At 49.9% G+C, this 14,378-nt stretch carries 11 protein-coding genes; 8 read left to right on the top strand and 3 right to left on the bottom strand.

From position 1 onward, the window contains the following. Positions 1-136: 136 nt before the first annotated feature. Positions 137-1,534, bottom strand: a complete 1,398-nt coding sequence (gene clcA / locus ACS18Q_RS18725) for a H(+)/Cl(-) exchange transporter ClcA (RefSeq protein ID WP_004728183.1) — start codon at positions 1,532-1,534, stop codon at positions 137-139. Positions 1,535-2,004: 470 nt separating this feature from the next. On the opposite strand from clcA, the gene ACS18Q_RS18720 reads away from it, so the two are divergent. Then, entirely contained in the window at positions 2,005-3,000 is a 996-nt protein-coding gene (locus tag ACS18Q_RS18720) for a CobW family GTP-binding protein (RefSeq protein WP_441257653.1), read from the top strand. Positions 3,001-3,180: 180 nt separating this feature from the next. On the opposite strand, the gene ylqF is transcribed toward ACS18Q_RS18720, so the two are convergent. Continuing rightward, positions 3,181-4,125 (bottom strand): ribosome biogenesis GTPase YlqF, encoded by a 945-nt coding sequence (gene ylqF / locus ACS18Q_RS18715; protein WP_038152161.1) that lies wholly within the window; start codon positions 4,123-4,125, stop codon positions 3,181-3,183. A gap of 219 nt (positions 4,126-4,344) precedes the next feature. Here ylqF and ACS18Q_RS18710 point away from each other — a divergent pair, with 219 nt between their 5' ends. The 3 genes from ACS18Q_RS18710 (at position 4,345) to ACS18Q_RS18700 (ending at position 6,905) form a co-directional block, all read left to right on the top strand. After that, positions 4,345-4,806, top strand: a complete 462-nt coding sequence (locus ACS18Q_RS18710) for a MarR family winged helix-turn-helix transcriptional regulator (protein ID WP_154179872.1) — start codon at positions 4,345-4,347, stop codon at positions 4,804-4,806. Positions 4,807-4,921: 115 nt separating this feature from the next. Further along, positions 4,922-5,662 (top strand): SDR family NAD(P)-dependent oxidoreductase, encoded by a 741-nt coding sequence (locus tag ACS18Q_RS18705; RefSeq protein WP_441258199.1) that lies wholly within the window; start codon positions 4,922-4,924, stop codon positions 5,660-5,662. A 193-nt stretch (positions 5,663-5,855) separates the two neighbouring features. Further along, the gene (locus ACS18Q_RS18700) at positions 5,856-6,905 is read left to right on the top strand and encodes an NAD(P)-dependent alcohol dehydrogenase (RefSeq protein WP_441258198.1); all 1,050 of its coding nucleotides are present in this window, start codon (positions 5,856-5,858) and stop codon (positions 6,903-6,905) included. A gap of 119 nt (positions 6,906-7,024) precedes the next feature. Here ACS18Q_RS18700 and ACS18Q_RS18695 read toward each other — a convergent pair whose 3' ends face one another. Beyond that, positions 7,025-7,825, bottom strand: coding sequence for an AraC family transcriptional regulator (locus ACS18Q_RS18695; RefSeq protein WP_014257346.1), 801 nt, complete (start codon positions 7,823-7,825; stop codon positions 7,025-7,027). A gap of 91 nt (positions 7,826-7,916) precedes the next feature. On the opposite strand from ACS18Q_RS18695, the gene ACS18Q_RS18690 reads away from it, so the two are divergent. The 4 genes from ACS18Q_RS18690 to ACS18Q_RS18675 all read left to right on the top strand — a co-directional run bounded on the left by ACS18Q_RS18690 (position 7,917) and on the right by ACS18Q_RS18675 (position 14,372). Continuing rightward, positions 7,917-9,314 carry an SLC13 family permease gene (locus ACS18Q_RS18690; RefSeq protein ID WP_154179875.1) on the top strand — a complete coding sequence of 466 codons (1,398 nt, stop codon included), beginning with the start codon at positions 7,917-7,919 and terminating at the stop codon, positions 9,312-9,314. 270 nt (positions 9,315-9,584) lie between these two features. Continuing rightward, positions 9,585-10,697 (top strand): response regulator, encoded by a 1,113-nt coding sequence (locus tag ACS18Q_RS18685; protein ID WP_004728175.1) that lies wholly within the window; start codon positions 9,585-9,587, stop codon positions 10,695-10,697. 35 nt (positions 10,698-10,732) lie between these two features. Further along, complete coding sequence (locus tag ACS18Q_RS18680; protein WP_441258197.1) at positions 10,733-13,156, top strand: sensor histidine kinase; 2,424 nt, start codon at positions 10,733-10,735, stop codon at positions 13,154-13,156. 325 nt (positions 13,157-13,481) lie between these two features. Next, positions 13,482-14,372, top strand: a complete 891-nt coding sequence (locus tag ACS18Q_RS18675) for a formate dehydrogenase accessory sulfurtransferase FdhD (RefSeq protein WP_441258196.1) — start codon at positions 13,482-13,484, stop codon at positions 14,370-14,372. The last annotated feature ends 6 nt before the right edge of the window (positions 14,373-14,378 follow it).

The following is a 14,378-nucleotide window of genomic DNA, read 5'->3' as shown; positions in this document are numbered from 1 at the left end:
TCAGCGGCGAAAAGGTTCTAAATGTCGAAAAAACAATCGCCGCGGACTCAATCTTAAGTCCGCGGCGATTCTAACAAGATTTCGATAATTTTGTTCAACAATTCGGTGCGTTACAGTCACAAAATAGTGAACAAAGTTATTCCTGCTGGGGCAAATCTTGCTGTCGAAGTTTTTCGTTTTTCAGTGTTCGATGCAACAACTGACTGTAAATTGGCTGGCCACCAAACATCTGCGCAAAAATCACGGCACCCAAGCTGGTAATGATCAACGGTAGGATCAGGTAGTAGTTGTTGGTCATCTCAATCACCAGCAGAATACCGGTAATTGGGGCGCGAACGGTTGCGGCGAATAGGGCACCCATACCCGCGATAGCGAACATGCCCGGTTCGATGTCCAATTCTGGCAACAAGCTTTTGGCAATCAAACCAAACGCATAGCCAAACAGGGTACCAAGTGCCAACATGGGCGCAAAGATGCCGCCCGGCGCACCAGAACCAAAACAGAGCAGGGTGGTGAGGACACGGCCGACAAACAGCAATAATAGAATGTTTGCGCTGTAGCCCCCATTGGTGATGGTTGGAATCAATGAGATACCACCGCCAGTCAGCTCAGGAATGTAAAGCAGCGTCAGGCCAAAACAGCCGCCCAGCAGCGAACCAGTAATCAAGTAACGTTTACGGTCGTTGCGGTGAATTTTCACAAAGATGTCTTGCGCGCGCGTGATCATGCTGTTGAACAGCACGCCAAAGATGCCAAACAACACGCCAAGCAACAAAAACAGCGCTAACGTAGGCAAACTGGGCGCTTGATATTGCGGCATTGAAATCACAGCATCTTGGCTGTTGACCAAGCGAAACACAATGTTTGCGGCAACAGAAGAGATAATGACGGCGCGCACGGAAATCAGGGAATAACGAAACTGGGGGCGCATCTCTTCAATCACAAACATGATGCCAGCCAGCGGGGCGTTAAAAGCCGCCGATAGACCACCTGCTGCACCAGAAGCAAGCAATGAGTGACGAGTATCCTCGTTCTTAATGCGGAAGATGTCGGTCACCATGCGACCGATGGCGCCGCCCATTTGCACGGTTGGCCCTTCACGGCCAAGTACCATACCAGAACCCAGCGCGCCCATCCCACCAAAGAATTTGACCGGCAGTACACGCCACCAACGCACGGGACGCATGCCATCCATTGCCCCTTCAATCTCCGGGATCCCGGAGCCGGCAGCTTCTGGCGCGAAACGGTGAACCAAAAAATAACCAATGAAAGCAAGCGCGGCACTGATCAAAAATGCAGCGAGCCACAAGGGCAACATATTGCCAATTTCGCTTTTCAGCCATTCAGTACGTGTTTCTGAGACCAAATGTACGGCGTGTTCAAAGTAGGTGCCAACCAGACCGGACAGAATACCGACGATCAAAGCCATGAAGAGGACTGAGATGGGGGTTTTGTCTTTAGAGAGAAATTGATTGATGGCGTCTTTGGGTACTTTGGCGAGTAAACTGTGTTTAAATTTCTCTCTCTTGGTCATGTAAAAAGGGCCTCAGGATTCGATATGGGATGATATAGGGGGGATGGCCTAGAATTATACGCGCCACATCATCCAACTATAGCGACAAAGTTGCAATATTGAATTTCACATATGATTGATTTATTGAATGTTCTGACTAATTCGTGATTTGCATTAAAAAGTTGCTATGAAAACTTGTTTTCTGAGCGAAATGAACCATAGTTAAGTGGTAAGGCAGATTTGAACATTTCTTATGGAGGATATGAATGCCTTACCTACAATTTGGATGGAATCAAAAATAATTCAAATCAAATAACCTCGTACATGGTCGGCTTGCATCTATAGACATCCCGACTCGCAGACTCACGATTGAGTGACGAGGATCGAGGCGCGCTCATTGTAGTGCGCCTTTTGTTGTTTTGACGTCTCCGCATTTCCAGGGTGTACTCTGATACATCTTCCTCGGTATACTCCGTGAAAAGGAGTGACCAATGACAACAAAAGTTCCTACCAATATCATTACGGGTTTCCTCGGTGTGGGGAAAACGACAACGATTCTCAACCTGCTCAAGAATAAACCGTCGCATGAAAACTGGGCGGTATTGGTCAATGAATTTGGCGAAATCGGCATTGATGGCGCCATGATGTCTGACCAAGGGGCATTGATCAAAGAAGTGCCGGGCGGCTGCATGTGCTGTACGGCGGGCGTGCCAATGTCGGTGGGCATCAACGCATTGTTGCGTCAAAAGCCGGATCGTCTCATCATCGAACCGACCGGGCTTGGCCACCCGAAACAAGTTGTGGCGACGTTGACCTCGGCGCAATATCAAGACCATGTGGATTTAAAAGCAACGATTGTGTTGGTGGACCCACGCAATTTGCGTGATGAAAAATACACCTCGAATCAGAATTTCAACGACCAACTCGGCTGTGCGGATGTTGTCATTGGCAACAAGGTCGATGCCTGCAACGCCGACGATATCGATGCTTTTAACGACTGGGTCACCGATCAAACACCCGCCAAAGTGTTCCATCAATTGGTGACGCAAGGACAACTGCCTTTAGAAGTGCTCGACATTGAGCGATTGGAAAACGGTGCATCGAGCCATGTAGAATCGCACCATCATCACCATGCCGCATTGGAACCGCAATTCCAATTGGCGCCACAACAAGCGTACCTACGTCGTGAGAACAAAGGTCAAGGCTATTTCAGTTGTGGATGGTTGTTTGGCGCGGAATACCAATTCCCATTTGACGATCTGTTTTCACTGTTCAGTGATCTGACGGCAGAGCGCATCAAAGCGGTCGTCAACACCGAGCGTGGGTGTTATGCGTTTAACGTCGCCAATCGCGTGGTGTCGGTGAACGAAATGAGCTTAGATGGTTTTGAATCCCGCATTGAAGTGATTGATTCACAGCCTATGCCGTGGCAACAGCTGGAAGACATTTTGCTGCAACTGGCGGGCATAGAAAAATCGTCCTGCTGAGCATCAACAGGGTTGAATGCCTGCAACAAGATTGAGCTTTAGGAATCAAACTGAGCGATAGCAAACAAATAGGGCGACAGCAAACAAAAAGGGCGACAGCAAACAAAAAGGGCGATTTCACATCGCCCTTTTTTCAACCCATGATGTACCGCTCGATGAGGGGCACATAAAGCTGCGTGATTAACGCTTGTTACGCAAGTAGCGCTTACGACGTTCTTCTTTAATTTTCGCTTTCTCTTCGGCTTTACGTGCTTCTTCGATTTCAACTTCGATCAGCTCTTGTGTAATCATCTCAGGAAGTTCCAGCGTGATTTGACCGATGATGCCTTGGCGAAGTTCGTGCAGCAGAATTTCAGATGCTTTGTGCAGGTCAACACGCGCGCCAGCACGCAATGCGCCACGTTTGCGGCCGATGGCTTCCATCCATTCCACATCAGATTCTGGTGACTCGTCAATTTGGTAGCGTTCTTTGAGTTTCTCAGGGTAGTGCGCCGCCAAATATTCCACGGTGTAGAACGCCACTTCATCGTATTCCATGGCCGTATCTTTGACCGCGCCTGTTGCCGCTAAACGAAAACCACTGTGTGGGTTTTCAACTTTTGGCCACAGAATTCCCGGTGTGTCAGACAGCACGATGCCGTTTTGCAGGTTGATGCGTTGTTGACGACGAGTGACCGCAGGTTGGTTGCCGGTTTGGGCAATCACACGACCCGCTAACGTGTTGATGATGGTCGATTTACCCACGTTTGGAATGCCCATGATCATCGTGCGAATATTTTTGCCAATCTCTTCGCGATGCGGTGCCAATTTACGGCACAAGTCGAGGATCTTATGCACTTCCTGAGCATTGGACGTGGTGATCGCCATCGCTTTCACACCTTTTTCTTTTTCTAGGTGTTCAATCCAAAGTTCGGTCAGTTCCGGATCGGCGAGGTCGCGTTTGTTCAGCACTTTCACCACGGGTTTTTCGCCACGTAGTTGTGAAATCATGGGGTTTTCGCTGCTGAAAGGAATGCGCGCATCAAGTACTTCGATGATCACATCGACCTGAGGAATCGCTTCTTCGATCTCCTTGCGCGCTTTGTGCATGTGGCCAGGAAACCATTGGATATTGTTGTTAACCATTTGAAAAATAAGTCTTATTTTGGGTCTAATGTACCAGTAAATGTCACCAGCAATTAGACGTGAATACGAAATGGGAAGCATTGTACGCTAGATCGTTCAGTGTAGCCAATCAGCGAGGGAAATGGCGCGCTGGCAGCCCACAGAATGATGCAAGAGCATTTGACAGATCGAATGATAGTTGTGTATACAACTAAATCAATTATCGAATGTGGAGAGCACATGACTCAACACCGCCATCAGCAATCACTCGGTCATCTGACAGGGTTAGCCAGCCGCTTGTTTAACCGGTTACTGACGCAGCGCTTTAAGCAGGCCAGCATCGATATGACTGCCGAGCAATGGGGCGTCATCTTGGTTTTAAAAAACCACGAGTCAAAAAACAGTGAGCCGATGACGCAGAGCCAAATCAGTGAGTTGTTGTATCTGGAAAAATCCAGCGTCAGCCGGTCTATTGATGGATTAGAGAAGCGCGGATGGATCGAGCGCCAACGTTCTCCCTCGGACAGTCGAAGTAAGTTCGTCAGCTTAACCCAACAGTCATTGGCTGTGGTTGAACGCTGTTCTGAGATTGCTGCCACGGTACTTGCCGATGCGCAGCAGGGCATTGAAGAGGCTGAATTAGAGCGCACGAAACAGCACCTTGCTCAGGTTGTGCGCCAATTAAGGCAGCTCAACCACTAACTGGCCAGAGATACAAATATCCATCCAGGCAGATAGAAATACGAACCGATACCCGTGCAGATACATCGATAGGGGTATCGCCAAACAAAATCAATCGTTGTAAAGAGGAATGGCAATGACAAAACGTAATGCATTGATTACCGGTGGCGCGCGTGGCATTGGCGCAGCGACGGCTAAAGTGTTAGCGAAAGATGGATTTCGTGTGTTCATCAACTACGTTAACAGCACGGCTGTGGCCGATGCGTTGGCAGAGGAAATTCGCGCTGAGGGCGGCGAAGCGCACACGATAAAAGCAGATGTTCGTGATGACCGCCAAATTGAAGCGATGTTTGCGTTGGTTCAGGAGTTCGGCGGTGTGGATGTGCTGGTGTCGAACGCCAATATGAGTTTTACCTCAAAGCCATTTATCGAACAAAGCTGGCAAGAATTTTCGCAAAAGTTAAATGACGAAATGCATGCTGCGTATCAAACCGCGCAATGGGCAGCGAAAGTTATGAAAGACAAAGGCTATGGTCGCTTGGTATTCATTTCGAGTACGTTATCTGAAGCGCCAGCGCCGCTGTTTATTGCACATGGCACCGCCAAAGGGGCTCTAGACAGCTTTAACAAGTACCTCGCGCAGGAACTAGGCCCGTTTGGCATCACATCGAACATCGTGGCGCCGGGCATGGTGGAAACCGATGCAACCAAAGATGCACCCGCAGAATTCAAAGAGATGATCCGTGCGTTTACGCCCACGCAGCGCATCGCCAAGCCAGAGGATGTGGCCAATACGGTTCGCTACCTCGTGAGTGAAGAAAGTTCTCACATTACTGGCACATACAATCCGGTGTGTGGTGGGGCTTACTTGCAATAATGTGCAGGCGGCTGGTTTCACCTGGTGGTGAAATGCTCTCATTTCTTGGATCGCATGAAAATCGGGCAAGAATGATGGACGATTGGGCAAGCAACGCCGCGCTTTGAACGGTACATTAATACACGGTAGTAAACGGCATGCTTCGCATGCCGTTCCATTTTCCATCGATAGTAAACGTTAAGGACATTGTGTTATGAAGACCGTTGGCTACGCTGCGCATGCAGAAAAGGCAGAACTTACCCCTTATCATTTTGAACGTCGAGATCTCAGAAGTAACGATGTCGCTATTGAAATTACCCATTGCGGTGTTTGTCACTCCGATTTACACACTGTAAACGGCGACTGGGGCCCGCAACCTTATCCATTGGTTCCAGGTCATGAAATCGTGGGTATTGTGACTGCGGTGGGTCAGGATGTTTTGACCTATCAAGTGGGCGATCGCGTAGCGGTCGGCTGTATGGTTGATAGCTGCCAAGAGTGTGATCACTGCCACCATGGCGAAGAACAATACTGCCGTAATGGGATGACACCAACGTATGGCAGCCCGGATCGCCATACCGGTGAAACCACCCAAGGTGGTTATTCAAAACACATTGTTGTTCGCGAAGAGTTTGTTTTGCGTATTCCAGCAAAACTAGACATTGCGCGAACTGCGCCCATTCTTTGTGCGGGCATTACGACATATTCTCCACTACGCACATGGGATGTTCAACCGGGCACGCGCGTGGGCGTGATTGGTCTCGGTGGCCTTGGTCACATGGCCGTGAAACTGGCGGTCGCGATGGGTGCAGACGTGACTGCAATTAGCCGCAGTAACAGCAAAGAAGCGCAAGCAAAAGCGCTAGGCGCAAAATCACTGCTGGCATCAAGCGACAGCGATGCGATGGCGAAAGCCGCATCATCATTTGATCTGATTATCGATACCATTCCAACCAAACACGACGTGAACATCTATACGCCGTTACTCGATCTAGATGGCTCACTGGTCATCGTGGGTCAAGTCGGCCCATTGGCTGAACCGATGACTACACCGCTGATCTTTGGTCGTCGCCGCATTGCTGGCTCATTGATTGGTGGGATTGCTGAAACACAAGAGCTGCTGGAGTTCTGTGCAGAGCATGATGTCTACCCAGAATGTGAAATGATCCGCATGGATCAAATTAACGATGCGTTCAAACAGTTGGAATCCGGTGACTTAGCGCACCGTTTCGTGATTGATATGGCATCGCTATCAGCGAAATAAGCCCAATAGGCAAATGAAGTGAAACACAAGCGAGCAGCATTCCTGCTCGCTTTTTTGCATTCCTGTTCGCTTTTTGCATTGGCGCGTTTGGTTTTTGAGGCGGAAAATGTGCCATCGCGTTAACGCTGTTTGGCGTATTCCTGCGGCGTGCAACCAAACAACGCTTTGAACGCCGAGATAAAACTGCTCACGCTTTGATACCCCAGTTGATGTGCGACTGTGGTGGTATTGGCACCATTGACAATATGTTCGAGCGAACTCATCAACCTGAATCGGCTGCGCCACTGACGATAGGTGAGTCCGGTTTCTGCCTTAAACAGACGTTCAATCGTGCGAACGCTTGCGCCAACTTGGCGAGACAAATCCGCCAGCGACTCGTTTTGCTCTGCATGATTCACAATGTGACGGATGAGCTTTTTCAGGCGCGGATCCTCTCCCGACGAAATATACAATTGCAATGGTTCCAGCGCGTCGAGTTCATCCAACGCCACCAATCCCAATCGCTGAATTCGCTCTTTTGATAACCGGTTGGCGCTTTCCGTCAACGTCAGCACAATTTCTCGCATTAACGCACTCATTTTCAACATGACGACCGCTTTTTCATTTTGGCGAACCGCAAACGACGGGTCGATGTATATATTCCGCGTTTGCGCCGCCGTTTCGCTGTTCACCTGATGCAACATGCCGCCGGGAATCCACACCGCGTGCGTAGACGGCACCACCCAAACGGCGTGTTCACTGGTGACGCGAAGAATGCCAGTGGTGGCCCACAATAGCTGACCGCGCGGGTGTGAATGCGGCACGATGCCTGATTCCGCCTGCATACTGCGACTGTGCGTGAGCACCGGTTGGGATGCATCACAAGTGAAGGCAACGTCGCTGGGGGACTGCATTGTCGTATCAGGAATATGGTTTGGCATATCAGCGCCTTAAAACGTCACACAATGTCGGGTATCTTAAAACCCTGCTTACGTTTTATGCAAACTTTCTTGGACTGTGGAGTCAGTCGTTATGACCAATCAATTGCGTGCTAAACCGGTGATCATTGCAGTGGCTATTCTGCTGGCGGCGGCGCTGGCGTTTTATCCATTTGCGGGCCAAACGGCCAATTTTTCTCAAAGTGCGGCTGTGGTGCTGTTGACCTTGGTGTTCTGGAGTACTGGGCTGTTTCCCCCATTTCTGACCGGTTTATTGTTTTTCGCGCTGGCCACGGTCTTCCACTTAATCGAACCTACGCTGCTGTTCGCAGGGTTCGGGTCCACCGCCGTATGGCTGATCATTTCAGGCTTTGTGATTGGTTCGGCCATCTCCGTCTCCGGGTTGGGGAAACGCCTAGCGTCGTTTATCGCACCGCATCTGACGGCGAGTTACCCGCGGTTGATTGGTGGTTTGGTGTTCACATCGGCGCTGTTGGGGTTTGTGATGCCATCGTCTGTTGGCCGAGCCGTGGTGCTTATTCCGATCGGTATGGCTCTGGCCGATGCGGTGGGATTTACCAAAGGCAGCCACGGGCGTTTGGGCATCGCAACATCGCTGGCGATTGCGTGTAATATGCCAAGCTTTGCGGTGCTTCCGGCCAATATTCCCAACATGATTTTGGCGGGGGCGAGCGAAACGCTGTTTGACATCCATTTTGGTTACACCGAATACCTGCTGTTGCATTTCCCCGTGTTGGGGATTGTGAAATCAATCGTGTTGGTTTGGCTGGTGGTGCGCATTTTCCCCGCGGAGATCGATCCCAAATGTTTAGTTCCCGAACCGCAAAGTGATGGATTTGCGTCGACACAAGCGATGCAAAAGAAAGTCTCGATTTTGCTCGCCATCACGCTGTTGTTCTGGATGACCGACACCATTCATGGCGTCAACCCTGCTTGGGTGGGCTTGGTCACGGCAGTCATCTTATTACTACCCAAATGGGGCGTGGTTGAACCCAAGGCGTTCAACAGTTCGGTCGACTTTGGCACTGTGGTGTTTGTGGCATCGGCGCTGGGACTTGGTGCGTTGGTGAATGCATCGGGGCTTGGCACCGAAATGGGCGCTTTGTTTAGCCACATGTTGCCTTCGGATCCGAATACGCCATTTCTGAGCTTTATGGCATTGTCACTGATTTCAACACTAACCGGTTTGGTTGCCACCATCCCCGGTGTTCCAACGGTTCTGACGCCGATGGCGGCTGATTTCGCGAACGCCACTGGATTTTCTGTGCCTGCGGTGTTGATGACACAAGTGATCGGGTTTTCGACCGTCATTTTCCCCTACCAAGTGGGGCCACTCATTGTGGCGATGCAATTGTCCCAAGAACCCTTGTCCAAACTGGTGAAAGTGACCCTGCCTTTGGCGGCGATCACCATCATGGTATTGATGCCACTCGATTACGTGTGGTGGATTGTATTGGGTTGGATGCAGTAATCACGCTGAATCTGGCGGCATCTTTGGCTCAGCGTGGCGCGGAATATCGTGCAACTCGCCAATCGGCCGCCAATTCTGGTTTGTGCATAAGAAATAGACATTTATCACTCCGTTGTATTCACGCGGCGACTAATATCAAAAGAAACTGAATGGTTTGTTGGGGTTTACGACACCAACAGTCAGGCTCAGCACGTTTAGAAAGTGTGATTGCAAATCAACCGTGTGTTGATGCGACGACAAGGTTCGTTCGCAGTGAAGAGGAGTCTCCCGATGTTTGATGTGTCGTCGTCTAAACCGACGTTGCTTGTGATTGATGATATTCCTGAGAACTTGACGCTGATGTATCAACTGCTCAAGGAGGAATACAAAATCAAAGGTGCAAACAGTGGTTTGAAAGGGATCAGCATTGCTGAAAGCACCAGCCCTGATCTCATTCTGCTCGATATCATGATGCCGGATATGGATGGTTTTGCCGTGTGTGAACAACTCAAGGCCAATCCGACCACGGCGCATATTCCTGTCATTTTCCTCACCGCCAAATCAGAACAACTCGACGAATACAAAGGGCTCAAACTGGGCGCGGTGGATTACATCACCAAGCCGATCCATCCCGACATTGTCAAAGCGCGGGTGCGAGCACATGTGTCACTCAAACTTGCCCATGACATTCTGCGGGGTGAAAAAGCCTCTCTGGAAAATGAGGTGGCGCGTCGGACGCAAGAACTCGTTCGACAACGCGAGGAACTGCACACCATTCAAGACGTCGCGTTTTATGCCATGGTTTCGCTGGCCGAGACACGCGACAACGAAACAGGCAACCACATTCGCCGGACGCAAACCTACATTAAACTGTTGGCGGAAAACCTGCGCAACAATCCACATTACGCCTTGCAACTCGACGATCGCACCATTGATCTGCTGTACAAATCCGCGCCGTTACATGACATCGGTAAAATTGGCATTTCCGACACCATTCTACTCAAGCAAGGCAAGCTGACCGAAGACGAGTTTGAAATCATGAAAACGCATACCACGATTGGCTATGAAGCGATTCAAAAAGCGGAACTGGTGACGGGAAAATCGATCGAATTCCTGCGTTATGCCAAAGACATCGCGTATGCCCATCATGAGCATTGGGACGGGCGCGGCTACCCGCTTGGACTGGCAGGAAACGATATTCCTCTTGCGGCGCGCTTGATGGCTATCGCCGATGTGTACGATGCACTCATCAGTCGGCGTGTGTATAAGCCAGCATTCACTCATCGAGATGCGGTGCAGTTGATTTGGGAAGGGCGTGGAACTCATTTTGATCCGGACATCGTGGATGTGTTTATGGCGATCAATGAAGAGTTGTACGCTGTTGCGCTTCGCTATGCCAATTAGCGCATCAAATACACTGGAAGCAGCGTGGTAGAACGATGAAATCAAACACCATCACGACACAAGCGTGGGTCTGGCGTTCCATGGTGAAAACCGGGATCATTCCGCTGATTTTGGTGGAGTCGGTATTGATCGCGGTTTATCTGCTCAGTCACCATTTTATCAGCGCCGATAACATGCGTTATATCAACGAGCAAGTGAACAACGAACTCAAACTTTCATCGCAGCGAGAAACCGAAATCATCGGTGAAAAGCTGAAAAACATCGCCAGCTTAACGGCGTTATACCGCCACGAAACAGAGCGCATTTTTGCTACGCCTGTCGGCGAAATCGACACTGAAAAAGCCAACCTTCAACTCAGCGAAAGCGGTGTACTGTATTCATTGCGCGATGAGGGCGGGGCGGCATCCTATTATTCGGGGTTGACGACAAACAAACAGATGGAAAAGGTCTACCAACTGGCGAGTTTGGATCCGTTGATGAAACAGATCAAAGAGAACAACGATCTGGTGGCCGCGGTCTATTTCAACAGTTGGGACTCCTACAATCGAATTTATCCTTGGTTTTCGACCTTGGCGCAGTACCCGCCTGACATGAATATCCCGGATTACAATTTCTACTACTTGGCGACTTATCCCTACAATCCTCAAAAAACGGGGGTGTGGACGGATGTGTACATTGATCCCGCCGGTTTGGGCTGGATGGCATCGTCCATCGCACCGGTGTATCACCATGGATTTTTGGAAGGCGTGGTCGGGCTGGACATCACCGTGAGCGCCATTGTCGAAAGCATTCAACACTTGTCGGTGCCGTGGAATGGCTACGCGGTGCTGGCAAGCAATACGGGCACCATGATGGCGCTGCCGCCACAGGGCGAGCAGGATTTTGGCATGCAGGAGCTGACAGAGCACAACTATCAACAAGCCATCACACAAGAGGTGTTTAAGCCGGATCAATTTAACCTGCACAAACGTCCCGACACGGCCATCTTGAGTCAACAACTGAGCCAGAACGCGCAAGGTATTACCCAGATGACATTACAGGGTGCGAAGAAACTCGTGGCGTGGGCGACGATTCCTGAAACGAAATGGCAGCTGTTGATGATTGTGGATGAAAGCAAGATGTTTGCAGAATCTAGGCTGCTCGAACACAAATACCAACGCATTGGTTACGTTCTGATTGTCGGTTTGATTGGCTTCTATGCGCTGTTTTTGATGTTCATTTGGCTGTCTTCGAAGCAAATGAGTCAAGCCATTGCGCAGCCATTGGCGACGATTCAGGACATGGTGCACAAGGTCAGTCTGGGTGATTTCAACGTCTCTCATCGCCGTTTCCGACTCAAAGAGTTAGATGACACCGCAGATTCGGTGATGCGCATGGGCGACAAGCTCGACAAACTGACGGGCGCGCTAAAAGACGCCAAGCTCCAAGCTGAGAATGCCAACATGGCCAAAAGTCAGTTTATTTCTAATATTAGCCATGAAATTCGCACGCCGATGAATTCGATTCTCGGCATGTCTCATTTGTTGATGACATCGAACTTGAGCGAAGATCAGCGCAATCATCTGATCACCATCGATAAATCGGGGAAACATCTGTTGTCGCTGATCAACGATATTTTGGATATGTCGAAAATCGATGCGGGCAAAGTTGACATTGAAGAGATTCCGTTTGATCTCGCCGCGTTGGTGTACGATGTGCATGACATTTTCGAGTACAAAGCCAAAAAACATGGCGTGAAACTGCATCTGGATTTGGACAAATCATTGCCGCCATTGTTGGGCGATCCTTTCCGAATCAAACAAATCATGCTCAATTTTGTCAGCAATGCGATTAAGTTTACCGAACAAGGGGATGTGACCATTCGCGTTCAAGGTGCGGTGACGTCGGAATCGGTGTTCGCATTACGTTTGAGTGTTGAAGACAACGGCATTGGCTTAAGCGCTGACGATCAAATGAAAGTGTTTGAGAGCTTTCAACAAGCAGACGCATCAACCACGCGTAAGTACGGCGGTACCGGATTGGGACTCGCCATTTGTAAACGGATTGCGCATTTGATGGGGGGCGAAGTCGGGGTCGAGAGCCGACTCGGTGACGGCAGCACATTTTGGTTGACGCTCGATCTGAACATCGATACCACACAGCGTGTAGCACTTCGCCGACGCGAAGAAGCGCAGGATGCGCACGAGATGCTGGTCGAACCGAGTCAGCAAAGTTGCGACCAACTGGATTTCTCCGTGCTGGAGTTCAAGTTACAACACTTGTATGAACTGCTCGCAGAGAACGATCTTGAAGCGGTGTATGACTTCATGCAAAACAAGTCTTGTTTTGAGAAAGCCAATCCCGAACTCAGTATGAAACTGGAAACGGCGGTGTCGGCGTATGATTTTGACCACGCCTTGCAGCTCGCGCGGGAATTTCGTGAGTTTTTGTTGGATCGCATCAACGAAACGACGGGATAAATGCGGCGCATCTCCCCGAATGGTGGCAATTGAATGCGACCTTTCATTAATGGAATATTATTTTATCATTATGACTAGTTGTGCATATTGCGCGTTATTGGGGTCGAAATGATAGAACTATGTATCGAAAGGTTGCGAAAAGTGGGTTAAATAAACCATGGCTAAAATATGGTTTTGTTGACCAAACGCAAAGTGAGGAGTAGTTTTCCGCTCAACGTGTGTAAACACAGCTCCCACTTTACACGACAAGCATCGGATCGAAGTATCGCCGACGGTGCGACTTGCTATGCTTATCGTGAAAGTCAGTCAGCCAATAATAAGAATCATGTTAGAAGAAACCACCACCTCGCCCCCTCAGCGCGCTCAATCTGAGGGGGTTGTTCGTGTTCATCGTCAACGTTTCGATTGCGAAATGGGACTGACGCTTGAACGCGATGCGCTCGCCATCGAAGAACCGTTGCAGATCAGTGTGCAATGGCACGATCCCGTCACACATCGTCGCCACATTCAAGAGTGGAGCATGACCATGCGTACGCCGGGTGAAGATGCGCATTTGATTCGTGGTTTGTTGTTGTCACAGCAAATCATTGATTCATTCGATCAAATACTCGATCTCAACCTCGCTGATGACGAAACGCGTCATGCGGCCAATCATTGGGTTGTTACGCTGCCTTATCAACAAGCGTCACGTATTCAAACCCAAGAGCGTCGTTATGTCAGTCAATCGAGTTGTGGCCTCTGTGGATTAACCTCGGTGAAGGCGCTGGCGCTGCACCAGGATATTCATGTCGATAGCGAGTCAGCGTGGTTAACTTCAGACCAAATCATGCAAATGCCAAGTACGCTTGCGTCCCTTCAACCGCTGTTTGCAGACACAGGCGCGGTGCATGGCGCGGGTTATTTTGCTGAGGGAAAATTGATTGCGGCGGCGGAAGATGTTGGACGTCATAACGCCGTCGATAAGCTGATCGGGAGAGTGATTGGAGAGCAACGCTGGCATCCGCAAGGGGTGTTGATCCTCAGTGGACGTGTCAGCTTTGAGCTCATGCAAAAAGCGGCGATTGCCCGTATTCCGGTGGTGGTCGCCGTTGGCGCACCTTCAAAACTGGCCGTCGATATGGCGCGCCAATTTGACATCACACTCATCGGTTTTACCAAACGTCAGCAGTTCAATATTTACCACGGTCATTCGCGGTTGCAGTCAGTGAGAAAGTGAGAATTA

Source organism: Vibrio sp. Vf1514, from assembly GCF_052076135.1.
Taxonomy (GTDB): domain Bacteria; phylum Pseudomonadota; class Gammaproteobacteria; order Enterobacterales; family Vibrionaceae; genus Vibrio; species Vibrio furnissii.
Note: the sequence above shows the minus strand (reverse complement) of the source record. Positions and strands in the feature narration are given on the sequence as shown.